General features: G+C 71.2%; 24 protein-coding genes and 1 pseudogene. 7 read left to right on the top strand and 18 right to left on the bottom strand.

Annotated elements, in window-relative coordinates; translation table 11 throughout:
• Positions 1–13: 13 nt before the first annotated feature.
• The 5 genes from ABZ910_RS31970 to eccB all read right to left on the bottom strand — a co-directional run bounded on the left by ABZ910_RS31970 (position 14) and on the right by eccB (position 4,620).
• A complete protein-coding gene (locus ABZ910_RS31970) occupies positions 14–361 on the bottom strand; it encodes a hypothetical protein (protein WP_361372041.1) in 348 nt (115 codons plus the stop codon).
• A gap of 58 nt (positions 362–419) precedes the next feature.
• Positions 420–1,718, bottom strand: coding sequence for a type VII secretion-associated serine protease mycosin (gene mycP / locus ABZ910_RS31965; protein WP_361372038.1), 1,299 nt, complete (start codon positions 1,716–1,718; stop codon positions 420–422).
• A gap of 219 nt (positions 1,719–1,937) precedes the next feature.
• Positions 1,938–2,222 (bottom strand): WXG100 family type VII secretion target, encoded by a 285-nt coding sequence (locus ABZ910_RS31960; RefSeq protein WP_361372035.1) that lies wholly within the window; start codon positions 2,220–2,222, stop codon positions 1,938–1,940.
• Between the two features lie 154 nt (positions 2,223–2,376).
• Positions 2,377–2,688, bottom strand: a complete 312-nt coding sequence (locus tag ABZ910_RS31955; RefSeq protein ID WP_361372032.1) for a WXG100 family type VII secretion target — start codon at positions 2,686–2,688, stop codon at positions 2,377–2,379.
• A 207-nt stretch (positions 2,689–2,895) separates the two neighbouring features.
• Positions 2,896–4,620 (bottom strand): type VII secretion protein EccB, encoded by a 1,725-nt coding sequence (gene eccB, locus ABZ910_RS31950; RefSeq protein WP_361372029.1) that lies wholly within the window; start codon positions 4,618–4,620, stop codon positions 2,896–2,898.
• A 313-nt stretch (positions 4,621–4,933) separates the two neighbouring features.
• Between eccB and eccE the strand changes: the two genes are divergently transcribed.
• From eccE to ABZ910_RS31935, 3 genes are all read left to right on the top strand, one after another.
• On the top strand, positions 4,934–6,250 hold the full coding sequence (gene eccE, locus ABZ910_RS31945) for a type VII secretion protein EccE (RefSeq protein ID WP_361372026.1): 1,317 nt from the start codon (positions 4,934–4,936) through the stop codon (positions 6,248–6,250).
• Positions 6,250–7,092, top strand: a complete 843-nt coding sequence (locus ABZ910_RS31940) for a hypothetical protein (protein ID WP_361372023.1) — start codon at positions 6,250–6,252, stop codon at positions 7,090–7,092. The genes eccE and ABZ910_RS31940 overlap by 1 nt, the downstream gene beginning before the upstream one ends.
• 189 nt (positions 7,093–7,281) lie before the next feature.
• On the top strand, positions 7,282–9,927 hold the full coding sequence (locus tag ABZ910_RS31935) for an SCO5717 family growth-regulating ATPase (protein WP_361372020.1): 2,646 nt from the start codon (positions 7,282–7,284) through the stop codon (positions 9,925–9,927).
• A gap of 83 nt (positions 9,928–10,010) precedes the next feature.
• Here ABZ910_RS31935 and ABZ910_RS31930 read toward each other — a convergent pair whose 3' ends face one another.
• On the bottom strand, positions 10,011–10,241 hold the full coding sequence (locus ABZ910_RS31930; RefSeq protein ID WP_361372017.1) for a DUF397 domain-containing protein: 231 nt from the start codon (positions 10,239–10,241) through the stop codon (positions 10,011–10,013).
• 106 nt (positions 10,242–10,347) lie between these two features.
• Here ABZ910_RS31930 and ABZ910_RS31925 point away from each other — a divergent pair, with 106 nt between their 5' ends.
• Positions 10,348–11,001, top strand: a complete 654-nt coding sequence (locus ABZ910_RS31925) for a hypothetical protein (protein WP_361372014.1) — start codon at positions 10,348–10,350, stop codon at positions 10,999–11,001.
• Positions 11,002–11,038: 37 nt separating this feature from the next.
• Here the strand turns inward: ABZ910_RS31925 and ABZ910_RS31920 are convergent, their stop codons facing one another.
• From ABZ910_RS31920 to rimP, 8 genes are all read right to left on the bottom strand, one after another.
• Entirely contained in the window at positions 11,039–11,986 is a 948-nt protein-coding gene (locus ABZ910_RS31920; RefSeq protein WP_361372011.1) for a bifunctional riboflavin kinase/FAD synthetase, read from the bottom strand.
• A 458-nt stretch (positions 11,987–12,444) separates the two neighbouring features.
• On the bottom strand, positions 12,445–13,350 hold the full coding sequence (gene truB, locus ABZ910_RS31915) for a tRNA pseudouridine(55) synthase TruB (RefSeq protein WP_361372008.1): 906 nt from the start codon (positions 13,348–13,350) through the stop codon (positions 12,445–12,447).
• The gene (rbfA, locus tag ABZ910_RS31910) at positions 13,347–13,799 is read right to left on the bottom strand and encodes a 30S ribosome-binding factor RbfA (RefSeq protein ID WP_361372005.1); all 453 of its coding nucleotides are present in this window, start codon (positions 13,797–13,799) and stop codon (positions 13,347–13,349) included. Before rbfA ends, truB begins: the two co-directional genes overlap by 4 nt.
• Before the next feature lie 40 nt (positions 13,800–13,839).
• A complete protein-coding gene (locus tag ABZ910_RS31905; RefSeq protein ID WP_361372144.1) occupies positions 13,840–14,133 on the bottom strand; it encodes a DUF503 domain-containing protein in 294 nt (97 codons plus the stop codon).
• A 221-nt stretch (positions 14,134–14,354) separates the two neighbouring features.
• Positions 14,355–17,441, bottom strand: a complete 3,087-nt coding sequence (gene infB, locus ABZ910_RS31900; RefSeq protein ID WP_361372003.1) for a translation initiation factor IF-2 — start codon at positions 17,439–17,441, stop codon at positions 14,355–14,357.
• A gap of 146 nt (positions 17,442–17,587) precedes the next feature.
• On the bottom strand, positions 17,588–17,884 hold the full coding sequence (locus ABZ910_RS31895; protein WP_361372000.1) for a YlxR family protein: 297 nt from the start codon (positions 17,882–17,884) through the stop codon (positions 17,588–17,590).
• A 151-nt stretch (positions 17,885–18,035) separates the two neighbouring features.
• Positions 18,036–19,031 (bottom strand): transcription termination factor NusA, encoded by a 996-nt coding sequence (nusA, locus tag ABZ910_RS31890; protein WP_361371997.1) that lies wholly within the window; start codon positions 19,029–19,031, stop codon positions 18,036–18,038.
• Positions 19,032–19,033: 2 nt separating this feature from the next.
• Positions 19,034–19,549, bottom strand: a complete 516-nt coding sequence (gene rimP, locus ABZ910_RS31885; RefSeq protein ID WP_361371994.1) for a ribosome maturation factor RimP — start codon at positions 19,547–19,549, stop codon at positions 19,034–19,036.
• Between the two features lie 253 nt (positions 19,550–19,802).
• On the opposite strand from rimP, the gene ABZ910_RS31880 reads away from it, so the two are divergent.
• The 3 genes from ABZ910_RS31880 to ABZ910_RS31870 all read left to right on the top strand — a co-directional run bounded on the left by ABZ910_RS31880 (position 19,803) and on the right by ABZ910_RS31870 (position 21,818).
• Positions 19,803–20,354: a hypothetical protein gene (locus tag ABZ910_RS31880; RefSeq protein WP_361371991.1), complete on the top strand. Its 552-nt coding sequence runs from the start codon at positions 19,803–19,805 to the stop codon at positions 20,352–20,354.
• Positions 20,351–20,833: a ferritin-like domain-containing protein gene (locus ABZ910_RS31875; RefSeq protein ID WP_361371990.1), complete on the top strand. Its 483-nt coding sequence runs from the start codon at positions 20,351–20,353 to the stop codon at positions 20,831–20,833. Before ABZ910_RS31880 ends, ABZ910_RS31875 begins: the two co-directional genes overlap by 4 nt.
• Positions 20,834–20,900: 67 nt before the next feature.
• On the top strand, positions 20,901–21,818 hold the full coding sequence (locus ABZ910_RS31870; RefSeq protein ID WP_361371988.1) for an aminoglycoside phosphotransferase family protein: 918 nt from the start codon (positions 20,901–20,903) through the stop codon (positions 21,816–21,818).
• Between the two features lie 144 nt (positions 21,819–21,962).
• Here the strand turns inward: ABZ910_RS31870 and ABZ910_RS31865 are convergent, their stop codons facing one another.
• The 4 genes and pseudogenes from ABZ910_RS31865 to ABZ910_RS31850 all read right to left on the bottom strand — a co-directional run.
• Positions 21,963–23,669 carry a proline--tRNA ligase gene (locus ABZ910_RS31865; RefSeq protein WP_361371986.1) on the bottom strand — a complete coding sequence of 569 codons (1,707 nt, stop codon included), beginning with the start codon at positions 23,667–23,669 and terminating at the stop codon, positions 21,963–21,965.
• Positions 23,670–23,783: 114 nt separating this feature from the next.
• Positions 23,784–24,314, bottom strand: a complete 531-nt coding sequence (locus ABZ910_RS31860; RefSeq protein ID WP_361371984.1) for a GNAT family N-acetyltransferase — start codon at positions 24,312–24,314, stop codon at positions 23,784–23,786.
• Between the two features lie 44 nt (positions 24,315–24,358).
• On the bottom strand, positions 24,359–25,207 hold the full coding sequence (locus ABZ910_RS31855; RefSeq protein ID WP_361371981.1) for a GNAT family N-acetyltransferase: 849 nt from the start codon (positions 25,205–25,207) through the stop codon (positions 24,359–24,361).
• Positions 25,208–25,313: 106 nt separating this feature from the next.
• Positions 25,314–25,456: pseudogene (locus ABZ910_RS31850) on the bottom strand (4-hydroxy-3-methylbut-2-en-1-yl diphosphate synthase); the annotation flags it as partial.

The following is a 25,456-nucleotide window of genomic DNA, read 5'->3' as shown; positions in this document are numbered from 1 at the left end:
GTCGCTGAACCGCTTAAAAAGCCGAGCCGTTGCCCCCATGGTCGGGAGCAGCACTCACGCGCTGCTTGTTCGCGTGTTCCTGGTTGCTGTACTTGTCCCTGACCTTGGAGGTGCTCGTCCCGAAGTGGTCGATCAGCTCGTGCAACCCTTTGATGATGTTCTCGATCTTGGTCTTCTGCTCCTGGTGGGCCTTATGAAGCTCGTTGGATTCCAGGAACTTCATGCTGCCAAACGCAGTACTCGGGATGTCCGTCTCGTACTTGGCCTTGTTGTGAGCGTTGTCCATGTCCGAGAGAAGGCCGTTGAGCTTCCGGATGACCTCATCCAGCGCGCTCAGATCAACCCGCATGCCGTTGCTCATACCCCGTTGTCCTCTCCCCTGTTATGCAAGTTGAAGGCACCGACTCCAGGTGCCCAAGTCATCGCCCGGCCCGTCCCGTAGGCCCAGCCGGGGCGCCGCGCCGGCTCCGCCAATCCCGTACAGCCACCCCGCTGCCCGTAATCACCAGTACCAGGATGAGCCCCGCGCCCAGGACATAGATGGCCAACCGGCGTTGCCGGTCCGCCTCGCTGTCGCCCATCGTGACGGACATGGGGATGATTCCCGCCGACTCGGCCGTCACCGGGGGATCCAGCTTCGGGGAGGTGCCCGGGGTGGAGTCGGCCGACAGGGCTGCTGTCGGGTCGACCACGCCCCAGCCGATGTAGCGGTTGGGGCCGCGGCCCGGGCGTTGGGCGGTTTCCTCGATGCGGGTGGTGAGTTGGGCTGCGGTCCACGTCGGGTGCTTCTCCTTCAGGAGAGCCGCTACGCCCGCGACGTACGGCGCCGCGAAGCTCGTGCCGTCGGCCGTGCACTGGCCGCCCTTGGGGACGGTCGACACCATGCCCACGCCCGGTGCCGCCACGTCCAAGAAGGTGCCCGACTGTGAGAAGAAGGCGCGTTCGTCGTTGCGGTCCGATGCCGCCACCGCCAGGACGCCCGGGTACGACGCCGGGTAGGTGTTCGCGGACTTGCCGTCGGCTCCGTCGTTGCCCGCGGCCGCCACGATCAGGGCGCCCGAATTGACGGCTGCCGCCACGGCGTTCCGCAGCTGCGCGTTGTCCTGGCGGTTCGCCGTGTCCGACGAGATGTTGATGATCTTCGCGCCCTTGGCCACCGCGGCGCGGATCGCCTCGGACATGGTCTGCGAGTTGCCCTGCTTCTGCTCGCCTCCCGTGTAGCGGAAGGAGAGGATCTTGGCGTCGGGTGCGATGCCCACGAAGCCGGTGCCCTTCAGCGGGCGGGCGGCGATGATGCCGGCCACCCGGGTGCCGTGGCCTTCGAGGTCCTGGGTGCCGCCCTTGGAGCCGACGTAGTCGCCGCCGGGCGCCACGCCGCCGTGCAGTTGAACGTTGGTGTCGTCCACGCCGGTGTCGATCACCGCGACGGTGACGCCCTTGCCCGTCGCCTGCTCGCGCAGCTGGTCCAGGAGGATCCGCTGGAGTGACCAGGGCGTCGACTTGATGACGTCGCCGCCGAAGACACATTCCGAGCTGGTCGCCAGGCCGAAGTCCGGCCGCGCGTGAGCGGGCCCTCGGCCGGCGGCGCTGTCCGCGTCCGCCAGTGCCGGCGACGCCGATGCCAGGCAGATACCAGTGGCCGCGAGTACGCCAAAAGCCCGCTGCAGTGCGCGGGTTCCGTTGTCGGCGCTACGCGAACGGGCTGTCAAGCCCCCCATGTCCAGGCCCCCAGGGCTTGCGTGCTTCTTTCGAAGCTGCGTCATGTTGGTGTGTGTGGCGATCGGTACGAAGGTGGAAGTGCGCGCGTGGTCATGTCCGTTCGCGGCATTTCCTGCCCCTGCTGTGTGCGACCCCTGAGACGGGGTCGGCCCAGCTGACGCCGTGGCGTCTGCTGGGCCGAATCTCCTCATGTCATGTCCCTCGGGTCGCCGGCTGGCTCAGCCCCAGGTCGAGGCGTTGCTCTTCTCGGTGGCCTGGTAGTTCTCGGCCGCGCTCTGCAGCGCCGAGGAGATCTTCAGGAGGGTCGCGTGCAGGTCCGCGGCGGTCTGGTCCCACTCGCGCTGCTTGCGCTGGTAACCCTCCTGCGCCTCACCCTCCCAGGTGCTGGCGACGCGCTTGACCGCGGCCTCGAGGTCGTCGAGCTGCTGCTTGATGCGGCCGGCGGTGGAGCGGACGTCCGTCGAGGCGTTGGTGATGGTGGCGTAATTGACGAGGATCGACATCGTCGTTCCCTTTCCGGAAGAACCGAAGGAAGTCAGTGGAAGTCTGTGGAATTCAGGAAGAAGCAGAGGAGCGGAGAACTACCGTCCCCGAGCAGCCTTATCGGCCTTATCGGCCCTGTCGGGCCCATCAGGCTTACCGGCCGCATCAGCCGTATCAGCCGAAGTCGGACATGATCTTGCTGATCTGGGAGTTCTGCTCCTCTTCCGACGCGGAGTAGTTGCTCCGCGTGGAGTCCACGGCTTCCTTGATGTCGTTGAGGATGTCGCTCATCCTCTTGGCGTCCGAGTTCCAGCGCTCCTGCAGCTGACGGTAGGACTGGGCCGCCTGGCCCTGCCAGCCGCCCGCGATCTGGTCGATCACGCCGTTGAGGCGGCGGATCTCGCCCTGCAGCTGACCGTTGGCGTTGCTGAGGTCGCCGGAGAGCTTGGTGAGCTCATCCTCTGTTACCCGGAACTGGCCGGCCATGATGGACCTTCCCCCATGTCGTTGTGGATCCGGGGCATCCCGTCACCGGTCCCCGGAGAAGCTTCGCACCCTCGAGTGCTGCAAACACTCTATCGCCAGCCCGTCACACATCCACAGGCGAAGCCAATCAGTTACATGCTTCACATTCCCGCGCGGCTGATTCGTGACTGGCCGTCAAGTCGCCCTGACCGTAAGCCAGTTGAAGGTTCACTGGCTTTGCGGCTGGGCCGCGCCGCCGGTGTCCAGGGTGGGGCCCTTAGGGATGAACGCCGCCCAGGACTGCGGAACAATTGCCGGGTTGGAAACCTTCTCGTAGCCCAGCCGCGTGCGCGCCTTGTCCGTCTCGGTCGGCTCGCTCCCCGAAGCCGACGAAGAGGAGGAGGCGGACGAGCCCGTCGCGCCTCCCGCCGTACTGTCGTTGTTCGCCGGCAGCGAGTAACGCAGACCCGTGTCCGTCAGCAGGTACGTCGCGCCGCCGCCCTGTGCCGTGCCGGTGACCTCCTGGAAGAGGAGGCCCGAACCGGAGGAGACGTAGGCGCTCAGCGAGTCGCCGATGACCTTCTTGGGATACGTCGCCCCGGCCCAGGCGGCGAGCTTCGGCTTCCTGTTCGCGCCCATGGTGCCGTCGTAGACGCTGCACGCCGTGTTGCGCGCCGCGTCGGCCCCCGTCGCCGCGGAATTGGCCTGCCGCGGGACCGTCTGGGGCCAGCCCCGGTCGGCGTAGAAGCTGTCCGCCTGGCCACCGTTGGCGGCGATGATGGACGCGGTGTCGGCCTTGATGTCGGTTTTCTCGTCGGTGCCGTATGCCAGCTGGGCGGAGGGCGCGCTCTTCAGCAGGCTGGCCACGAAGGGCGTGATGGCGGCGACCCGGTCCTTGAGGACGACGTAGTACTGGGCACCCTGCGCGTCCTGCGCCTTGAGGACGCGACCCACCGTCTGCGCCTGGGCGGGGAGTCCCTGGACGGTGGTCGGTTGGCCGGCCGACGGGACAGTCGGGAAGCTGATGGCGCCGCCCTGGTCGAGGGTGTGCAGCCACTCCTGGCTCACCGGCTGCGGCTGGGCCGTGGTGCCGATGACGGCGGCGCGCAGCTGCTCCATCCCGGTGCTGTCGGCGGCTGCCGCGTCGCCCAGGGGGAAGGCGTGACCCTTGCCGTCGACCAGGTACTCGTGGGAGGTCTTCGGGTCGACGACGTACAGGGCCTCGCGCGCGTCGACCTTCCCCGCGTTGTCGAGGGTCTTGGCGTCGGCGGCGTCGAGGACGAAGACGGCACGGTCGACGGCCTTGTCCGAACCGGGCGCCGGGCGCTCGCACACCGCCCAGGTCTTCGCCTTCTCGGCGTCGTCGGCGGCGGGCAGCCGGTCGGGGGCATAGGGGATGCCGAGCGTGGCGCCGTGCGGGATGCCGCTCTTGTCGATCTCCTTGCCGGGGACCTCGATGACGCTGCCCTTGCCCTTGTCGAGAAGGAGCTTGGCGGAGGCGTAGTTGAGGACGGGGTGCAGCGTCGGCGTCTTCTTGCCGCTGCGCGCCTTGTCGTCGAGGACGACGTAGCGCGTGGTGGAGTCGCTGTCGACGATGATGTACTCACCGGGGGTGTCCCAACCCTGCGGCGCCGTAGGCCTGATGACGCCCCACGCGATGAAGCCCACCACCAGCACGACGCCCACCGCCAGACTGGGCATCACCGTGTGGACGGGGCGCGGCGCGCCCTCCTCCGAGCCTCCCGGCGATGGCGCCAGGAAGGCCGCGACGGTGCGCTTGCGAGCGAACGTGTAGGCGGCGAGCTCGTCCCGACGCTTTGCCATGGTCCCCTGGTCTCCCGTTTTGTGATGCTCGATCGTGTGGTGATGCTCGATCGCGCCGATCGTGTGGTGGTGCTCGATCGTGTGGTGGTGCGCGATCGCGCTCGAAAGGGCGCTCCGGTCGAGCGGCATCTACGTCAGCAGGCACCTACTATGCACCGCGCCGTGTTACGACGGTTCATCAGGTGCGCGCCCGCCTCCGCATCTTCACAGAGCTTTACCACGGCACACCACCGTCGCGGGCCGTTCCGTGACAGGCTGGCCACCTGGGGTTTCGGTATCCCCTGTGTCGCCCCTGCGTTCCGCGGCGGGTACCGTGAGCCACTCGCATGGATGTTGTGGGCCATCGGTGCCCCTGGCCCTGTCGCCGGGATCTCCACACGAGGATCACGAGGATCCCCGGTCGACGAGCGGCCACTACTTCGCGAAAGGGATGTCCCGGGGGATGACCAGCGCTACGAGCACTCGGCGTGGACGCCGCGCACAGCAGCAAGAACACGATCCGGGCCGAGGGCGAGTGCCGGCTCCGGCCCCTGCCGCGGCCTCGCCGCGCAAACTGCCGAGCCCCGGCGGTCTGGGCCCGCTGCGGCTGCAGCAGCTCATCCTGGTGGAACTCGCCGCGGCCCTGATGCTGGTCGCCTGGGCCACCCACATGTCCTGGCTGCTGGCGCCCGCCGGTGCCGTGGCCGCGTTGCTGCTGCTCATGGCGGTTCTACGCCGGGGCCGTCGGCCGATGCCCGAGTGGTACGAGACGACGCGCGCGCTCAGGAGCCGCCGCCGCGAGGCCAAGTCACCCGTCCCACCCGGCACGGACCCGATGCTGGCCCCCGTCGTCGAGTGCGACCCGGCGCTGCGGACGTACTCCTTCGTGTCCCGTGACGACCGCTCGATCGGCATGATCGGCGACGGGACCTTCCTGACCGCCGTGCTCTTCGTGCAGCCGGGCGACGAGCCGCTGCGCCCCGAGGCCGCCGGGCGGCAGGTGCCGCTGCATCTGGTCCACGACGCCCTGGAGGTCGACGGGATCCGGCTCGCGTCCGCGCAGATCGTGCAGCACACCCAGCCGGCGCCCGCTCCGCACCTGCCGCAGCAGTCGCTGGCCGCGCAGTCGTACGGCCCTCTGCAGGCGAAGGCCGGTTCGCCCGCGCTGCGGCTGACCTGGATCGCGCTCAAGCTCGACCCGGAACTGTGCCCGGAGGCGGTCCAGGCGCGCGGCGACGGGGTTCCCGGGGCGCAGCGCGCCCTGCTGCGCGTGGCGGACCAGTTGGCGAGCCGGCTGGCCGGGGCCGGCTTCAAGGCGACCATTCTGGACGAGAACGAGCTGGTGCAGGCGCTGGCGACGTCCAGCTGTCTGAACCCGCGGGCCAACGCCCAGCACACGCAGGACGGTCGGGCGTCCCAGCGTCGTACGGTCGAGGCGGTGCGGTCCTGGCGGGTCGACGACCGGTGGCACACCACGTACTGGCTGTCCCGCTGGCCGCAGTTGGGGAACGGCGGTGTGGGGCTGCCGGAGCTGATCACGCGGCTCACCTCGCTGCCGGTGCTCGCCACGACGTTCAGCGTGACCCTGGGCAAGGCCGGCAGCCGGGGTGTCTCCCTCACCGGGCACATCCGCGTCACCAACCGCGGCGACAGTGAACTCGGCCAGGTGGGGCGGCAGTTGGAGCGCACCGCGAGCGCCGCGAAGGTCGGTCTGGTACGCCTCGACCGTGAGCAGGTCCCCGGAGCCCTCGCCACTCTGCCGCTCGGAGGTACGTACTGATGTCCCAGCCCGTTACGGCCATGGACCCCGGGCAGCAGGGCCGTGCGCCCGGACGTACGCCGGCCCATGTGGCCTCGCCGACCGACACCGGCATGATCCCGATCATCCAGCAGCCCCAGGCGCCGCAGCAGCAACGGCGTATCTTCAGTCCGGGGTTCGGGCTGCGCGGGCCGCGCCGAAACCGCCATGTCGTCACCGCCGACGAGCTCGCGGCGATCAGCATGCCGATCGGTGACGACGGCGTGATCATCGGAGCCGACCCGGAGTCGCACCCGGCCGTGCTCGGCCTGGCCCGGCCCACCCCCTTCGACGTCGTGCTCGTGGGCGGCCTCTGGCTCGCCCAGGTGCTGGCGCTGCGCGCGGCCGCGACGGGCGCGCGCGTGGGCGTCGAGACCGGCCGTCCGCAGGCCTGGCAGCAGTTGGCGCAGACGGCGGGCGGCGGCCAGCAGTGCGTGACGGTCTATCCGGTGGGTCGGGTGCCCGCGCAGGGACCCTCCGTCTCGAGCCCGGTGGTGCTGATCCGGGACTGCGGCATCCGCCCGCCGCGCGGCCGGGTGACCTCCCTGCCCTGGCAGTCCGTGGTGACGGTGCTGCCCTTCGTCGGGGAGCACGCGCCGCGCTGGCTGGGGCAGGCCCATCTGGTCGGCATCCAGCGCATCTCGCCGCAGGAGACCGAGATCGTGCGAGACACCCTCGGCGTCCCGGACGACACGCTCCAGCACCTCCCGACTCTGCACGACGGCGTCGCCCTGTGGTGCACCCGCAAGCACCGGAAGTTCGTCATGACCGAGCCGACGGACGCGGAGACCGGCCTGCTCGGCGCGGCCCGCCGCATGGACTGACGCGTCGTCGTCCGCGGGGGTACGGGGAAGCGAACCGGCCTCGCTCATGGGCGCTTTTCCGTACCGCGATGCGAGTGATTAGGCTTCTGGTGATGCGGTGACGATCGCAGCCGCGTGGAACTCGCCACTCGGTCCGCCCGGCCGCGACGACGACCAACTCAGCAGCAGTGGCTGACCAGGAGGCAAGCAGTGAACAGCGATCGGTCCGAGTACAACGGCGGCAGCCCGTCCGCGGACGGGGACGATCACGACGTCGATCTCACGGGCGAGTTCGAAATCGTCTACACGCCTCCCGCCTGGTACGCCCAAAGCACGCAAAGCGGATCCGGCACGCAAGGTGGCAGTGACTCCCCGGCCGACGGGCAGCGGGACGCCGGGCAGGCGTCGCCGCCACCGGCGCCCGCGCCTCCCACGGGCCCGCCCCTCGGGTCGCCCGTGGGACCGCCAGGCGGTGCCGCTCCGCCGGCACCGCAGCCTCCCGCGCCCCAGCCTCCGGCGCCGGCGCAGCCGCCCGCCCAGGGCGCCGCGGCCCCGAACCCATACGGCAGCACCGGTGGTTACGGATTCCCGCAGCAGCAGTCGGCACCGGGCGCACCCGTGACACCCGGCGGCTACGGCTACCCGCAGCAGGGGGCAGCGGGTGTGCCTCAACAGCCTTCGGCCCAGCCCCCCGTGGCGCCCGGCTTCCCCGTGCTGCGCCCGGTCGACGAGGACGCCCAGGCCAACGCGCCCCAGCCCGCGGCCCCGACGGTCGGCATCCCTGAACAGGCCTCCCCGCAGCAGTCGTTGGGCGAGCAGTCGTCGGGCGAGCGGCCCGCGTCCGAGCAGCGTTCGCCGGAGCAGCCGTCCGAGCTCAACCATGCCGCCGCCGACGCCGAGGCGGCGAGGCTGTTCGGTGGTGACGACGACGAGGCGCCGGAGGAGGAGCGGAACGACGAGGCCGGTTCGGGTGACGCGGCTGCGCCGTCCATGACCGGAACGGACACGGACGCGGACGTGAACGCGGATGTCGACGAGGCGGCGGACGTCCGGTCCGGTGCCGCGTCGGCGACGGCGGAGGCGGCTGCGCCGCAGACGGCGGCCGAGCCGGCACCCGCCGCTCCCGGACCCCTGCCCCCGGCGCAGGGCCAGCAGCCCCAGGCGCCGACCGCCCCGCCGGTCCCGCCCGCGCCCCAGGCCGACCACCTGATTCCCCCGCTGCCGCCGGGCTACATGCCCGCGCAGCCCCCGCAAGGGGCACCGCAGCAGCCCGGCCAGCCGGACCAGCAGGCGGCTGCCGCGCAGGCCGCCGGATACGGCTACCCTCAGCCTCCGGCGCAGCCCGCGCAGCCCGCGTACCAGGCGCCTCCGCAGGGCGCGTTCGGCCCGCCGCCGCCTCAGCCGGGACAGCCGCAGCCCCCGCAGCCGCAGGCCGCCGGATACGGCTACCCGCAGCCGCAGCCCGGACAGGTCGGTTACGGCTACCCGCCCCAGCAGCCCGGATACGGCTACCCGCAGGGCGCCCAGCAGCAGCCACAGCCTGGGCAGCCCGGACAGCAGCCGGTAGCCCAGCCTCCGGCCCAGCCGCAGGCCGCCCCGCAGCAACAGCAGCCGCAACAGCAGCAGCCCCCTGCGCCGCCCGCCGCGTACGGCAACCAGGGCTGGAGCGCCCCGACCGGTCCGCAGGCCGGACCCGGTGCCCCCCAGCAGCAGGCCGCGCCCGGTACCCCGCTCGGCTACAACGCCGCCGTGGAGCTCTCCTCCGACCGGCTGCTGCGTCATCAGCCCAAGGCGCGCAAGAACAACCAGGGCCCGTCCCGCTTCAAGTTCGGCGCCAAGAAGGAAGAGGCCGAGCGCCAGCGGAAGTTGGGGCTGATCCGTACGCCGGTGATGTCCTGCTACCGGATCGCGGTCATCAGCCTCAAGGGCGGCGTCGGTAAGACCACGACGACGATGGCGCTGGGCGCGACGCTCGCGACCGAGCGGCAGGACAAGATCCTGGCGATCGACGCCAACCCGGACGCCGGCACGCTCGGCCGACGGGTGCGGCGCGAGACGGGCGCCACGATCCGCGACCTGGTGCAGGCGATTCCGCAGCTGAACAGCTACATGGACATCCGCCGCTTCACCTCGCAGGCGCCGTCCGGCCTCGAGATCATCGCCAACGACGTGGACCCGGCGGTCTCGACGACCTTCAACGACCAGGACTACCGCAGCGCGCTCGACGTGCTGGGGCGGCAGTACCCGATCATCCTCACGGACTCGGGTACCGGTCTGCTCTACAGCGCGATGCGCGGAGTGCTGGAGCTCGCCGACCAGTTGATCATCATCTCCACCCCTTCGGTGGACGGCGCGAGCAGCGCCTCGACGACGCTCGACTGGCTGACGGCGAACGGGTTCGCCGATCTCGTGCAGCGGTCGATCACCGTGATCTCCGGTGTCCGCGAGACGGGCAAGATGATCAAGGTGGAGGACATCGTCGCGCACTTCGAGACCCGCTGCCGCGGCGTCATCGTGGTGCCCTTCGACGAACACCTCGCGGCGGGCGCCGAGGTGGACCTCGACATGGTGCGTCCCAAGACGCGCGAGGCCTACTTCGACCTCGCCGCCCTCGTCGCCGAGGACATCACACGCACCCAACAGGGCTTCGGCAACCCGAACATGCAGTACCAGCAGCCCCAGCAGGGGTACGCGCAGCAGCAGCCGTACGCCCAGCCCGGCGCCGTACCTCCGCAGGGGTACCCCGGGCAGGGCCAGGGCTGGCAGCAGCCGCCGCCGGCACCCCAGAGTCCGCAGCAGAACCCGCCGCAGAGCCCGCCGCAGCAGGGCGCGGTGCCGCCCGGCTGGACACAGTAGCAGCGGACGGCCGGCTCGGCCGGGCAACGTGAGAGGGCCGGCACCATCATGGTGCCGGCCCTCTCACGTCAACCCCGTTGTCGCTACTGCAGATCGAACTCCCCGTCACGCGCCCCGAGGACGAACGCCCGCCATTCCGCAGCGGTGTAGCGGAGCACCGTGTCCGGATCCGCGGAGTTGCGCATCGCGACGGCGCCGCCCTCCAGGTAGGCGATCTCCACCCGCTCGTCCTGGGGGCCGTCAGGGGAGCCGACCCACTCGACGCCACTGATGTCCAGGGCGTACAGCGCTTCCTTCTCCTGCTCGGTCGCCACCGGGTTCACTCCGTTCCGCTGACCTAATGGGCGAGGGGAGTCTACAACTGCCTTGAGGACGCCCCTCCGAAACCGAAATTCCCGACCCGAAAGGACCGTCGAGCACGTGCCCGACATGCAGAAGCAGTCAACTGGCCCGCAGAGCAAGGCAGAAGAGGGAAACCCGAAAAAGCCTCCCGCCAACCACCATCCGGCATGGCGGTACTTCGGCGCTCCCGTCCTCGGTATCGCGATCACGTTCGGAGGGCTGGCCCTGGCCATAGGCAGCGGCACGAACGCGGCAGTGTCAGCAGGGGTGTTGGGCACACCCGGCACGTACACCGTGTCGGACTGCTACGACACCGACCACCGGAGCCACCACTCCAGCTACGAGTGCGAGGGGACCTTCCGCTCGGACGACGGCACGAGTTCCTCGTTCGACGCGGCGCTGGACGAGGCCCAGGACTACCCGGCTGACGAGAAGCTCAGGGTGCGCGAGAACCCGCTGGGCTCTGGCGACACCTACCGGGAAACCGGGCTGTGGCCGACGCTGTTCCCGGTCTTCCTCGCCGGCGTCGGGCTGGTCTTCCTGGGCCTGGGCCTCTCCGTGTTCAAGCAGATGAAGGCACCGAAGCCGACGAAGCCGGCCACTCCACGGAACGCCTCTGACAAGCTCACCGTGACCCAGGCGATCGGCATGACCGGCGGCTTGATCGCTCTCCTGGACGTCGTCGTCGCCCTGATCGCCGGGCTGGTTCGCCTCGTCATGTTCCTCGTCTGACGCCGGCGAACGATCTGGTAGCGGCGAAAAGCGCTGCCTACCGGTCCGCAGCGATGATCTCCCGGCAGCGCTTCACGTCGTCGCCCATCTGCTCCAGCAGGGCCTCCAGCGAGTCGAACTTCGCCTGGCCGCGCACGTACGCCACGAAGTCCACGCCCACGTGCAGTCCGTACAGGTCGAGGCCGACGCGGTCGATGGCGTACGCCTCCACCGTGCGCTCGGTGCCGTCGAACTGCGGGTTCGTACCGACGGAGATCGCAGCCGGCATCGCCTCGCCCGCCACGTTCAGATAGCCGGCGTAGACGCCGTCGGCCGGGATCGCGGTGTGCGGGAGGGTCTCGACGTTGGCCGTGGGGAAGCCCAGGTCGCGGCCGCGCTGGGCGCCGCGGACGACCACGCCCTCCACGCGGTGCGGGCGCCCCAGGATCTCGCGGGCGCCCTCGACGTCGCCCGCGGCGACCAGGCGCCGGGTCAGGGTCGAGGAGAAGGGGTCGCCGCCGCCCGCCGCGCCGCTCACGTACAGGTCGACGGGGTCGACGTCGAAGTCGTACGTCTTGCCCTGCTCGACGAGGTACGCCACGTCGCCCGCGGCCCGGTGGCCGAAGCGGAAGTTGGGGCCCTCCACGACCGCCTTGGCGTGCAGCCTGTCGACCAGGACCTTGACGACGAAGTCGGCCGGGGACAGCTTCGAGAACTCGGCCGTGAAGGGCAGGATCAGCACCGCGTCGACGCCGAGTTCCGCCATCAGCTCGGCGCGGCGGTGGTGCGGGGCGAGCAGGGGCGGGTGACTGCCGGGGCGTACGACCTCGCTGGGGTGCGGGTCGAAGGTGACGACGACGCAGGGTGCGTCCAGCTCGCGGGCCCGGTCCACGGCATGCTTGATGATCAGCTGGTGGCCGCGGTGCACCCCGTCGTAGGAGCCGATGGTGACGACGCTGCGCCCCCAGTCCTCGGGAATGTCCTCCAAGCCACGCCAGCGCTGCACTGTGACCGCTCCTCGAACCCGTGTCCGTATCTGCCGTATCTGCCGTCGACCTCTTACGCGGGTCTACTTACGCAGGTCTAAGGGTGCCATGCCGCCCGCCCCCGCCCGTCATCGGTACCGGCCCTGTGACGGGGCGCACGCCCGCGGGGTGCCGCGCACGCCGTCAGGCCGGTAATACGCGTATGACCGCGAGGTTCTCGATCATGCGGCGTGTGCTGGGGCCCATTACGGCCGGTGCGGTGGACGAGATCGCGTACGGGCTCATCACCAGAGCCACCGAACGCGCCCCCTTGCACTCCCCCGACTCACTCCGAGCGCCTGCCCGGTCGGGTGACTGGACGGAGGGTAGCTGGATACACCCTAGGGGTGGGGGAACCGAGGGGGGACCGTGGAGCGGCGGCGAAGGCACCCCGTGGCCGCCGCTCCACGGGAAGGAACTCCCCTGGGTCCGCCTGGACTCAGACGAACACGGCCAGGCTCTTGGCCTTGCCCTTCTGCTCCTCGACCAGTGCGAGGAAGCGGCCCTCGGGGTCGAAGACGGCGACCGGCCCGCCGCCCGCGTACTCGTCGGGCATCTCGAGCCGCACGCCGTTGGTGAGCAGCCGGGCGCGCTTGGCGTCCACGTCCCAGCGCGGGAACGCGGCCGCGGCGGCCTCGGCGATCGGCATCACGGTCAGCTCCTCCTGGAGCTGGTCGAGGGTGCGGGCCGAGTCCAGCTTGTACGGCCCGACGCGCGTGCGGCGCAGCGCGGTCAGGTGGCCGCCGACGCCGAGGTCGGCGCCCAGGTCCCGGGCGAGGGCCCGGATGTAGGTGCCGGAGGAGCAGACCACCGAGACCACGAGGTCGAGCACCGGGGTGCCGTCTTCGGCGACGGCCTCCCGGACGTCGTACACGGTGAAGGACGAGACCGTGACCGGACGGGCCGGGATCTCGAAGTCCTCGCCGTCGCGGGCCCGCTTGTAGGAGCGCACGCCGTCGATCTTGATGGCGCTGACCTTGGACGGCACCTGCATGATGGCGCCGGTCAGCTTGGCGACCCCGGCGTCGACGGCTTCGCGGGTGACCTTCGAGGCGTCGGACGACCCCGTGATCTCGCCCTCGGCGTCGTCGGTCACGGTCGTCTGCCCGAGCCGGATCGTCCCCAGGTACTCCTTCTCTGTCAGCGCGAGGTGACCGAGGAGCTTGGTGGCCTTCTCGATGCCGAGGACGAGCACGCCCGTCGCCATGGGGTCGAGGGTGCCCGCGTGGCCGACGCGGCGCGTCCTGGCGATGCCGCGCATCTTGGCGACCACGTCGTGCGAAGTGAAGCCCGACGGCTTGTCGACGATGACCAGGCCGTCGGGCGGGGTGGGCTTGCGGTTCATTCGGCGGCGTCGCCGTCCGTCTCGTCCTCACCGGGCTTGCGGTAGGGGTCCGCTTCGCCCGCGAACGCCGCGCCCGCGGACGCCTCGCGCACCTTCGCGTCGGAGAGGCGCGCCTTGTCGAGGAGGTCCTCGATGTTCCGGGCGGTGTCCGGGAGGGCGTCGGCGACGAAGGTGAGGGTCGGCGTGAACTTCACGCCCGCGGCCCGTCCGACCTCGGAGCGCAGGATGCCCTTGGCGCTCTCCAGTCCGGCGGCCGCGGCCTTCCGCTCCTCGTCGTCGCCGTACACCGTGTAGAAGACGGTCGCTTCCCGGAGGTCACCCGTGACCCGGGTGTCCGTGATGGTGACGTGCGAGCCGAGCCGCGGGTCCTTGATCCCGCGCTGCAGCTTCTGGGCCACCACCTCTCGGATGAGGTCCGCCAGCCTTTTCGCCCGCGCGTTGTCGGCCACTGGTCCGTCTCCCGTTCTTTCTTCTTCTTGGTTCTGTGGTCTAGTCGTCGTCGCCGTGGATGCGCCGTCTGACGGACAGCAGCTCCACTTCCGGGCGGGCGGCGACCAGCCGTTCGCACCGGTCCAGTACGTCGGTCAGATGTGCCGCGTCGCCGGACACCACGGCCAGGCCGATGAGGGCCCGCCGGTGGAGGTCCATGTGGTCCACCTCGGCCGCGCTCACCGCGTACTTCCGCTGGAGTTCGGCGACGATCGGGCGGACGACGGAGCGCTTCTCCTTCAGCGACCGGACGTCGCCGAGGAGGAGGTCGAAGGACAGAGTCCCCACGTACATATGCAACCGGTTCACCCGCCGGCACGGGATCGATGGGCCCGCCATCCAGAAGGGCGGGCACATCAGAACCGTACAACGATCGGGCGACCGGCTCGACGGGGTTTCTCGCGCGCTTCGCGTACGTCTCCCGCGCGCCCGTCGGGGCCGGGGCCGAAACCCCGGCAAACGCGGCGCTGGCCGACGGGACCGAGGTCCCGCCGGCCAGCGACCACCTTGGGTTGTTACACCCGCGGCTTCTCGCGCATCTCGTACGTCGCGATGACGTCGTCGACCTTGATGTCGTTGAAGTTTCCGAGGTTGATACCACCCTCGAAGCCTTCGCGGATCTCGGTGACGTCGTCCTTGAAGCGACGCAGACCCTCGATGTTGAGGTTCTCCGCGACCACCTTGCCGTCGCGGATGAGGCGCGCCTTGGTGTTGCGCTTGACCTCGCCCGAGCGGATGAGGACACCGGCGATGTTGCCCAGCTTGGACGACTTGAAGACCTCGCGGATCTCCGCCGTACCGAGCTCGACCTCTTCGTACTCCGGCTTGAGCATGCCCTTGAGGGCCGCCTCGATCTCCTCGATCGCCTGGTAGATGACCGAGTAGTACCGGACGTCCACACCCTCGCGCTCGGCCATCTGCGCCGCGCGGCCGGCCGCGCGGACGTTGAAGCCGATCACGATGGCGTCGGAGCCCATCGCCAGGTCGATGTCGGACTCCGTGACCGCACCGACACCGCGGTGCAGGACGCGGATGTCGACCTCTTCGCCGACGTCCAGCTGGAGCAGCGAGGACTCGAGGGCCTCGACCGAACCGGAAGCGTCACCCTTGATGATCAGGTTCAGCTGCTGGACCTCGCCGGCCTTGAGCACCTTGTCCAGGTCCTCGAGGGAGACGCGGCGCGTGCGCTTCGCGAAGGCCGCGTTGCGCTCACGGGCAGCGCGCTTCTCCGCGATCTGGCGGGCCGTACGGTCCTCGTCGACGACGAGGAAGTTGTCGCCCGCACCCGGGACGTTGGTCAGGCCCAGGACCTGGACCGGCGTCGACGGGCCGGCCTCGGCGACGTTGTTGCCGTTGTCGTCGAGCATGGCGCGCACGCGACCGTAGGCGTCGCCCACGACCATCGTGTCGCCGACCCGGAGGGTGCCTCGCTGGACGAGGACCGTCGACACGGCACCGCGGCCGCGGTCGAGGCGGGACTCGATCGAGATGCCCTGCGCGTCCTGGTTCGGGTTGGCCCGCAGGTCGAGCGAGGCGTCGGCCGTGAGGACCACGGCCTCCAGCAGCGAGTCGATGTGCAGACCCTGCTTGGCGGAGATGTCGACGAACATCGTGTCGCCGCCGTACTCCTCGGCCACCAGGCCGTACTCGGTCAGCTGACCGCGCACCTTGGTCGGGTCCGCGCCCTCGACGTCGATCTTGTTGACCGCGACGACGATCGGCACCTCGGCCGCCTTGGCGTGGTTGAGCGCCTCGACCGTCTGCGGCATGACGCCGTCGTTGGCCGCGACGACCAGGATCGCGATGTCGGTCGACTTCGCACCACGGGCACGCATGGCGGTGAACGCCTCGTGACCCGGGGTGTCGATGAAGGTGATCTTGCGCTCTTCGTCGTTGACCTCGGTCGCGACCTGGTAGGCACCGATGTGCTGGGTGATGCCGCCGGCCTCGCCCGCGATGACGTTCGTCTTGCGGATGGCGTCGAGCAGTCGGGTCTTACCGTGGTCGACGTGACCCATGACGGTGACGACCGGAGGACGGACCACGAGGTCTTCCTCGGTGCCCTCGTCCTCGCCGAACTCGATGTCGAAGGACTCGAGCAGCTCGCGGTCCTCCTCCTCGGGGCTGACGATCTGAACCGTGTAGTTCATCTCGCCGGCGAGGAGCTGCAGCGTCTCGTCGGAGACGGACTGCGTGGCCGTGACCATCTCGCCGAGGTTCATCATGACCGCGACGAGCGACGCCGGGTTGGCGTTGATCTTCTCGGCGAAGTCGGTGAGGGACGCACCGCGCGACAGGCGAATGGTCTCGCCGTGGCCGCGAGGCAGCATCACGCCGCCGACCGACGGGGCCTGCATGGCCTCGTACTCCTGGCGCCTCTGCCGCTTCGACTTACGGCCACGACGCGCGGGACCACCGGGACGACCGAAGGCGCCCTGCGTGCCACCGCGGCCACCGGGACCACCGGGACGGCCACCGAAGCCGGGACGGCCACCGCCGCCGGGACCACCCGGACGACCGGCGAAGCCACCGCCGCCGCCACCGGGACCACCGGGACGACCGGCGAAGCCACCGCCGCCGCCACCGGGACGGGCAAAGCCGCCGCCGCCACCCGGACGACCGCCGCCGCCACCGGGACGACCGCCGCCACCGGGACCACGACCACCGGGACCACCGCCACCGGGGCGGGGGCCGGCAGCGGGACGCTGCGGCATCATGCCGGGGTTCGGACGGGGGCCGCCGCCGGGACGCGGGGCACCGCCGGCACCCTGCGGACGGGGCATGCCGCCCGGGGTCGGACGCGAGCCGCCCGGAGCCTGCGGACGGGGACCGCCCGCCGCGCCCTGGGGACGGGGACCGCCGCCCGCACCCTGCGGACGCGGAGCGCCGCCGGGGGCACCGGGGCCGCCGGGACGCGGGGCACCGCCCGGACGGGGCGCCTGCGGGCGCGCCATGCCGGTGGAGCCGCCGGAGGTGAAGGGGTTGTTACCGGGACGGGGACCGGTCGGACGGGCACCGGAACGCGGAGCCTGACCACCCGGACGCTGAGCGCCGGCACGGTCGCCGCGCTCACCACGGCCCTGGCCGCCCTGCGCGGGACCGCCCGGACGCGGAGCACCCGGACGCGGCGCCTGGCCACCCGGGCGAGGAGCACCCGGACGCGGGCCGGAGGCGGCCGGCGCGGCGGGGGCCGCCGGGGGTGCCGTGAACTCGGGCGCCGACGGAGCCGGGGACGCCGGGGCGGGCCTCGGCGCGGGCTTCGGGCCCGGGGTGGGACGGGGGCCGGGAGTGGCCGGCGCGGCGGGAGCCGCGGGCTTCTCGGCAGCGGCCGGCTTGGGAGCCGACGGGCGCGGGGCGGCCGGACGGGCAGCCTGCGCCGGAGAGGGGGCTGCCGGCTTGGCCGGGGCAGCCTTGCGGGCGGGGGCGGGCTTGCCGCCTCCGTTGCCCTGCTGGAGGGCGTCCGTCAGCTTGCGGACAACGGGCGCTTCGATGGTCGAAGACGCCGAACGGACGAATTCACCGAGTTCCTGGAGCTTGGCCATGACGACCTTGCTCTCTACACCGAACTCCTTGGCGAGTTCGTATACCCGGACCTTAGCCACTTCGCTCCTTTTAGGTCCGGGTTGCGGCCGGACCGTCGCTACTTCATGGGCGTACTCATCGCGTACTCATCGAGTGCTCATCGCAATCTCGACCTACTTCCGACTCGCGAGGTACCAGGGCCGCACGGGGTTCCGCGCGACGCTTCTTACGGTGTTGCCTGCTCGGCAACTGTCATCTGCTCGACGTACCGGCGCAACGCCTGTGTGTCGAGCGCTCCCGGGGCACGCAGTGCCCGCGTGAACGCCCGGCGGCGTACCGCCTGGTCGAGACAGACCAAGGCGGGGTGTACGTACGCACCCCGGCCGGGCAGCGTACCGCGAGGATCGGGGACGCAAGCGTCCTCGATCGCCACGATGCGCAGCAGATCGCGCTTGGCCGCCCGCTTCCGGCACCCCACACAGGTGCGTTCAGGGCATGAACCGGCGTGCGTCCGGCCAGACACCGTTAAGTCTACCTCCCCGTACCGACCTCACCCCTTTGGGTGAGGAATCGAACGGTTGCCGCGTAAATAACTGTCGTGTAACTGTCGCGATCCAGGCGATCTGCGGCTGGATCTGTTCCCCCGGGGCTACTCCCCAGGGACCCGCCCGAGCCTATTCGCCGGCGTCGCCGGACGGCTCGGTGTCCGGGCGGATGTCGATCCGCCAGCCGGTGAGGCGGGCGGCGAGGCGGGCGTTCTGCCCTTCCTTGCCGATCGCCAGCGACAGCTGGTAGTCGGGCACGGTCACCCGGGCGGACCGGGACGCCAGGTCCACGACCTCGACCTTGGAGACCCGGGCCGGGGACAGCGCGTTCGCCACCATCTCGGCCGGGTCGTCCGACCAGTCGACGATGTCGATCTTCTCCCCGTTGAGCTCGGCCATCACGTTGCGGACGCGGCCGCCCATGGGGCCGATGCAGGCGCCCTTGGCGTTCAGGCCCGAACGGGTGGACCGGACGGCGATCTTCGTACGGTGGCCGGCCTCGCGGGCGATGGCGGCGATCTCGACGGAACCGTCGGCGATCTCCGGCACCTCCAGGGCGAAGAGCTTCTTCACCAGGTTGGGGTGCGTACGGGAGAGGGTGACCGACGGACCGCGGACGCCCTTCGCGACCCGGACGACGTACGACCGCAGGCGTGTGCCGTGCGGGTACGTCTCACCCGGCGCCTGCTCCTGCACCGGCAGGATGGCCTCGAGCTTGCCGATGTCGACGAGCACGTTCTTGGGGTCGCGGCCCTGCTGGACCACGCCGGTGACGATGTCGCCCTCGCGGCCGGCGTACTCGCCGAGCGTCGCGTCGTCCTCGGCGTCGCGCAGCCGCTGCAGGATGACCTGCTTGGCGGTGGTGGCGGCGATGCGGCCGAAGCCGGACGGGGTGTCGTCGAACTCGCGGGGCTCCTGGCCCTCCTCGAGGTCCTCGGGGTCCTCCTTCGCCCACACGGTCACATGCCCGGTCTCCCGGTTGAGCTCCACGCGCGCGTGGCGGCGGCTTCCCTCGGTGCGGTGGTAGGCGATGAGGAGGGCCGACTCGATCGCCTCGACCAGCAGGTCGAAGGAGATCTCCTTCTCCCGAACCAAGCCCCGCAGGGCACTCATGTCGATGTCCACGGCTACGCCTCCTCTTCCTTCTCGTTCTTGATGTTCTTGTCGTCCTTGCGGCTGAACTCGACCTGGACGCGCGCCTTGGCGATGTCGGGGAAGGTGAGCCTGCGCGTGGTGGGCTTGCGGCCCTTGACGCCGGGCACTTCGAGGTCGAGGCCGCCCTCGTCCACGGCGGTGATGCGGGCGATAAGTTCGCCGCCCTCGCTGAGCTGGAACTTCACCAGGCGGTCCGTGGCACGCACGAAGTGGCGGTGCTCGGTGAGGGAGCGCTCCGCGCCCGGCGTTCCGACCTCCAGGTCGTACGCGTCCTCGCCCATCGCGTCCGTCTCGTCGAGCTTCGCCGAGAGCGCACGGCTCACATCGGCGATCTGGTCCAGGTCCGCACCGGTGTCGGAGTCGACGACGACGCGCAGCACGCGCTTGCGTCCGACGGAGTCCACGGCGATCTCTTCGAGGTCCAGACCCTGTGAGGTGACGAGCGGTTCCAGAAGTTCTCGCAGCCTCTCGTTCTGGGTGGTGCTCATCCGGGTGACTCCTCGGCCGCGTGTGCTGTTGTGGGATGGGTCGCGTGTCTCGTCAAAGGGTATCCGGTCGCACGGGGTGTTGCCGTCCACCTGCGCCCGGGCGGTGCCGCCGAGTCCGCGCAATGCCGGTCACCAGTACGGGCGGTGCCGGTGACCGGTACCGGTCAGGTACGCGGGTACGGTGATCACTCACGGGCCTGCGGCCCATCTTCGCTCGTACCAGGTTTCGTACAAGTTCCCGAGGACGTCTGCCGTGCCGTTCCCCCTGTCGTCGTGCACCCCCGCGGGCGTGCGTAGAAGGAGCCTGTTCGTCTCGGTGGCCTCGGTCGCCCTGCTCGCGGGCTGCTCCCCCGGTCCCGACTCCGCCGCCGTCGTCCGGGCCGTGTCCGATCGGGCCCGCGCGCGTGCGGCCCGGGACAGCCGGGCACTCGTGACACGGTACGACGCCGTGATCGCCGCGCATCCGGATCTGGCGCAGCGGCTGCACCCGCTCAGGGCGGAAGTCGTGCGGCACGCCGAGGCGTTCGGGGACACCGGGAAGGCTTCGGCCTCTCCGTCGCCCGCGGGCTCCGCGTCACCGTCGCCCTCGATATCGGCCTCGGCGTCCGCGGCCGTGGCGGCAGACAAGGCCGTACCGGCGGACCCGAAGGACGCGCTCGCCGGGCTCGCCGCCGGCGAGCGGGCGCTCGCCGACCGGCGGGCCAAGGCGCTGCTGGAGGTTCCGGGCGAGTTGGCGCGGCTGCTGGCGTCGGTGGCGGCCGCCGGGGCGGCGCACGCGTATCTGCTGACGGAGGGTGAGAAGTGAGCGACGAGGCCGGGCACGCCGAGGAGTTGAAGGCGCTGCAGGCGGCGCTGGCCGCCGAGCACGCGGCGGTGTACGGGTACGGGGTCGTCGGCGGCCGGGTCGACGCGAAGCGGCGCGCGGAGGCGCAGGCCGCGTACGACGCGCACCGGGCGCGCCGCGACGCGCTGGTGCGCGAGGTGCGCGACCTGCACGGCGAGCCGGTCGCGGCGAGCGCGGCGTACGCGCTGCCGTTCCCGGTGCCGGACTCGCCCGCGGCGATACGGCTCGCCGCCGAGCTGGAGGACCGGGTGGCGGGCGTGTACGCGGACCTGGTGCGGGCGGCGTCGGGCGCGCGGCGCGGCTCGGCGGCCGCGGCGGTGCGGGAGGCGGCGGTACGGGCGGTGCGCTGGCGCGGGGAGAGCGTAGCCTTCCCTGGTCTCGCCGAGCGGGCGGGCACATCGGCCGGTACGGCCTCGGCCTCGGCGACACCGATGGCATAACCCCGTACAGACCCCGTACAGGTCCCTGGCGACAGGCCCTGTACCGCAGGAAGGGAACAACTCGCGCATGGCTTTCGAACCGCCGCGGCGCCTCGTGCGGGCGCTCGGTGAGACGGCACCCGAGGGCGACGACTGGCTGGAGCGGCTGCCCGAGGCGGCACAACAGGCCGTCGCGCTGGGCGAGTTGACCGTGGAGCGGGTCCAGGTGCCGGGCGGGCGCAGCAGCCTGGTGGTGCTCGTACGGCGCCCGGACGGAACCCCGGCGGTGCTGAAGCTGGCCCCGGCCTGGGCCCGGCCCGAGAGCGAGCGGGCCGCGCTCGCGCACTGGGGCGGACGAGGCGCCGTACAGCTCCTGGAGCCCCCTGCGGGCGAAGGCGTGCTGCTCCTGGAGCGACTGCACCCGGACGTCTCCGTGCGGACGCTGCCCGAGGCGAAGGCGCTGCTGGAGGCGGCGGGGACGCTGCGCCGCCTGTGGGTGGAGCCGCCCGTCGACGAGGCCGGCGCTCCCGCGCACCGCTTCGAGACCGTGGCCGAGCGGACGGGGCGGCAGGCGGCGGCGATGCGGGCGAGCGCCGAGGCCGACGACGAGGTGGCGCCGCTGGTCGACGCGGCGCTCGCGGTCCGCGAGGAACTGCTCGCGGCGCCGCCCGATCACCGGCTGCTGCACGGCACGTTCCGCCAGAGCAAGGTCCTGGCCGCGGACCGCATGCCCTGGCTCGCGGTGGGACCTGACCCGGTGGTCGGCGAGAGCGCCTTCGACCTGGCGCGACTGGTCCGCGACCGGGTGGAGGACCTGATCGCCGCACCGTCGGGCGCGGCCATCACCCGCCGCCGGGTGAAGCGCCTCGCGGAGTCCCTGGAGGTCGACCAGGAACGACTGCGGGGCTGGACCCTGTTCCGCGCGGTGGAATCCGGCGTACGGGCACGCAGAGTCGGCCGCCCCCAGGACTCCGAACTGCTCCTGGAGTTCGCGACCTGGCTGTAGGGCGGGGCGCCCCGGACCTTCCCCTCCCCGGTGCTGCCGCGCCGCCGAGAAGGAGACGGGCGAAGAACCGACCGCCCCCTCCCCGACGGCCTCGTCGGAGGCCGTCGGGGAGGGGCCGATCGGCGTCTGTCCAGCGCTGGGGCGTCAGCGGTTGGTCGTCAGGCGGGCGATCGCCTCGTCCACGGGCAGTTCCTCGCGCTCGCCGGTCTTGCGGTCCTTGAGCTCCAGGACGCCCTCGGCGGAGCGGCGGCCCGCCACCAGGATCTTCGGGACGCCCATGAGTTCGGCGTCCGTGAACTTCACGCCCGGGGAGACGCCGGCCCGGTCGTCGACCAGGACGCGGACGCCGGCCGCGGCCAGCTGGCCGGCGACGTCGAGGGCCAGCTCGGTCTGGAGGGCCTTGCCCGCGGCCACCACGTGCACGTCGGCCGGAGCGACCTCCTCGGGCCAGCACAGGCCCTGCTCGTCGGCGGTCTGCTCGGCGAGGGCGGCGACGGCGCGGGAGACGCCGATGCCGTAGGAGCCCATGGTCACGCGGACCGGCTTGCCGTTCTTGCCCAGCACGTCGAGCTTCAGGGCGTCGGCGTACTTGCGGCCCAGCTGGAAGATGTGGCCGATCTCGATGGCGCGGTCGAGCTTGAGGCCGGCGCCGCAGTTGGGGCACGGGTCGCCCTCCTGGACGACCACGACGTCGACGTACTCGGAGACCTCGAAGTCACGGCCCGCGACGACGTTCTTGGCGTGCGTGTGCTCCTTGTTGGCGCCCGTGATCCACGCGGTGCCCGGCGCCACGCGCGGGTCGGCGATGTACGTGACCTTCTCCAGGCCCTGCGGGCCGACGTAGCCGCGGACCAGGTCGGGACGGGCCACGAAGTCCGCCTCGGTGACCATCTCGACGACGGCCGGGGCGAAGTGGGCCTCGACCTTGTCCATGTCGACCTCGCGGTCACCGGGCACGCCCACGGCGACGATCTCGCCGTCGACCTTGACCAGGAGGTTCTTCAGGGTGGCGGAGGCCGGGACGCCGAGGGAGGCGGCGAGGGTCTCGATGGTCGGGGTGTCGGGGGTGGGGATCTCCTCCAGCGCGGGCACGGCCGAGCCGTCGACCGCCGCGAGCTCGTACGCGATCGCCTCGGTGTTGGCGGCGAAGTCGCAGTTCGGGCAGTCCGCGAAGGTGTCCTCGCCGGCACTGGCCGGGGCGAGGAACTCCTCGGACTTGGAGCCGCCCATCGCGCCCGCCGTCGCGGCGCAGATGCGGTAGTCGAGGCCGAGGCGCTCGAAGATCCGCTGGTAGGCCTGGCGGTGCAGGGCGTACGACTGGGCGAGGCCCTCGTCCTCGGTGTCGAAGGAGTACGAGTCCTTCATCAGGAACTCGCGGCCGCGCAGGATGCCCGCGCGGGGACGGGCCTCGTCACGGAACTTGGTCTGGATCTGGTAGAGGATCACCGGCAGGTCCTTGTAGGAGGACGCCTGGTCCTTCACCAGCAGGGTGAAGATCTCCTCGTGCGTGGGGCCGAGCAGGTAGTCGCCGCCCTTGCGGTCCTTGAGGCGGAACAGCTCGGCGCCGTACTCGTCCCAGCGGCCGGTCGCCTCGTACGGCTCACGCGGCAGCAGGGCGGGGAGCATGACCTCCTGGGCGCCGATGGCGTCCATCTCCTCGCGGACGATGCGCTCCACGTTGGCGAGGACCCGCTTGCCGAGGGGCAGCCAGCTCCAGATGCCGGCGGCGGTACGGCGGACGTAGCCGGCGCGGACGAGGAGCTTGTGGCTGAGGACCTCGGCGTCCGCCGGGTCGTCGCGCAGCGTCTTCGCCATCAACTGGGACATGCGCTGGACCGGTGCGTTCGCCATGGTTCTCGTACTCCTGCCGGGTAAGGGTGATGGCTAGGAGGTTAGCCGGGTGGCCGCCGTCGCCGGAAATCCGTTATCCGCCGCCGTACCCGCTCTCTCCTCCTCCGCGATCGGTCATCTGCGGCGCAGGGGCAGCGGGGCGCCCATGACGGCGTACGGCTTCGGTGCGCTGGGGAAGACCACCTGCCGGGCGAGGTCCTGGTAGCCGAGGGAGTGATAGAGCCCGCGGGCGGGGCTGTCGATGTCGATCGCGGAGAGGATCGAGCGGGGTTCGGCGGCGCCGTCGGTGATCGTGGTGATCAGGGCGCGGCCGATGCCGCGGTTCTGGTGGTGCGGGTGGACGTGCAGCTCGGTGATCACGAAGGAGTCGTCGAGCCAGGCGTCGTTGCCCTCGGCGCGGAGGTAGGGCTCCACGACCGCGGACCACCAGTGGGAACGGTCGTTGGGCATGCCGTACACGAACCCGACCAGGCGTCCCGCGGAGGTGGCGCCGAGGGCCCGCGCTCCGGGGAAGGTCATGTGGCGCAGCACGATGTGGCGGCGTACGGCCACTTCATCGGCGCCGAGTCCGAAGGCGAGCGCTTGGACGGCCAGGGCCTCGTCGACGTGGGACGAGAGGTCCAGGGGGCCGATCACGAGGTCCATGGCGGCTGAGCCTACCCGGGCGCTTCGCGGCTGCGCGCCGGGCTTCAGAACAGGACGCTCATGAACGCGCCGACTTCCTGGAAGCCCACCCGCTGGTACGTCCGCCGCGCCGCCGTGTTGAAGTCGTTCACGTAGAGGCTGACGACGGGGGCCACATCGGCCAGGGCGTAGCGCAGCACCGCCGCCATGGCCGGGGCCGCGACGCCCTTGCCGCGGTGCTCGGGGGCCACCCACACCCCCTGGATCTGGCAGGCCCGGGGGGTCGCCGCGCCGATCTCCGCCTTGAAGACGACCTTGCCGTGCTCGTCGAGCCGGGCGAAGGAGCGGCCGGAGGCGACGAGTTCGGCGACCCTGGCCTGGTAGATGAGGCCGCCGTCTGCGGCCATCGGGGAGACGCCGACCTCCTCGGTGAACATCGCCACGCACGCCGGCAGGATCGTCTCCAACTCGTCCTTGCGGATGCGGCGGACGTCCGGGTCCGGGGCGATGCCGGCGGGCATGCGGTCGGTGACCATGAGCGGCTGGTGGGCGCGGACCTCGCGGGCCGGTCCCCAGCGCGGTTCGAGGAGGCCCCACAGCTCGGCGGTGGCGTCGGCGGGGCCGACGATCGAGGAGCAGCGGCGGCCGGCCCTGCGCGCGCGGTCCGCGAAGGCGCGTACGGCCCTCGGGGTGGCGCAGATCGGGACCAGGTTGGCGCCCGCGTAGCAGAGGGACGTCAGCATGCCGTCCTCGTACCAGCCCCACATCTCGCCGCCGAGGCGCCACGGATCGAGGCCGGCCACCTGCACCCGGGCCGCGACGAAGGCGTTCGCGACGGGCTCGCGGTCGAGGACCGCGAGCGCGGCGTCCAGGTCGCTCGGTTCGAGCACCCGGGAGGTGGTCTGGGTCAACACGTGCGGGGCCTCACCCTGGGGGTTCTGCTGGTCTCCGCACTGTACCCGGCGACATTCTGCTGTGCCGCCCCGCGGGACGGCACAGCGGACGGCTACCGGGAAACGGTCAGCCCGCGACCGCGACCGACGGCTCGCCGGAGCTCACGCCCGCGGCCTCCATCTGCGCGGCGAGCTTCATGGCCTCCTCGATGAGGGTCTCCACGATCTTCGACTCGGGCACGGTCTTGATGACCTCGCCCTTGACGAAGA

The sequence above is a fragment of the Streptomyces sp. NPDC046805 genome, from assembly GCF_040645355.1.
Lineage (GTDB): Bacteria > Actinomycetota > Actinomycetes > Streptomycetales > Streptomycetaceae > Streptomyces.
Note: the sequence above shows the minus strand (reverse complement) of the source record. Positions and strands in the feature narration are given on the sequence as shown.

Coding starts and splice junctions, on each gene's coding strand:
- ABZ910_RS31960 (WP_361372035.1), bottom strand. CDS start 2,222: ATGTCGATCCTCGTCAATTACGCCACCATCACCAACGCCTCGACGGAC.
- ABZ910_RS31955 (WP_361372032.1), bottom strand. CDS start 2,688: ATGGCCGGCCAGTTCCGGGTAACAGAGGATGAGCTCACCAAGCTCTCC.
- ABZ910_RS31970 (WP_361372041.1), bottom strand. CDS start 361: ATGAGCAACGGCATGCGGGTTGATCTGAGCGCGCTGGATGAGGTCATC.
- ABZ910_RS31870 (WP_361371988.1), top strand. CDS start 20,901: ATGGCTTTCGAACCGCCGCGGCGCCTCGTGCGGGCGCTCGGTGAGACG.
- eccB (WP_361372029.1), bottom strand. CDS start 4,620: ATGCCGCTCGACCGGAGCGCCCTTTCGAGCGCGATCGCGCACCACCAC.
- truB (WP_361372008.1), bottom strand. CDS start 13,350: ATGAACCGCAAGCCCACCCCGCCCGACGGCCTGGTCATCGTCGACAAG.
- eccE (WP_361372026.1), top strand. CDS start 4,934: ATGACCAGCGCTACGAGCACTCGGCGTGGACGCCGCGCACAGCAGCAA.
- ABZ910_RS31865 (WP_361371986.1), bottom strand. CDS start 23,669: ATGGCGAACGCACCGGTCCAGCGCATGTCCCAGTTGATGGCGAAGACG.
- ABZ910_RS31905 (WP_361372144.1), bottom strand. CDS start 14,133: ATGTACGTGGGGACTCTGTCCTTCGACCTCCTCCTCGGCGACGTCCGG.
- ABZ910_RS31860 (WP_361371984.1), bottom strand. CDS start 24,314: ATGGACCTCGTGATCGGCCCCCTGGACCTCTCGTCCCACGTCGACGAG.
- mycP (WP_361372038.1), bottom strand. CDS start 1,718: ATGGGGGGCTTGACAGCCCGTTCGCGTAGCGCCGACAACGGAACCCGC.
- ABZ910_RS31940 (WP_361372023.1), top strand. CDS start 6,250: ATGTCCCAGCCCGTTACGGCCATGGACCCCGGGCAGCAGGGCCGTGCG.
- rimP (WP_361371994.1), bottom strand. CDS start 19,549: ATGAGCACCACCCAGAACGAGAGGCTGCGAGAACTTCTGGAACCGCTC.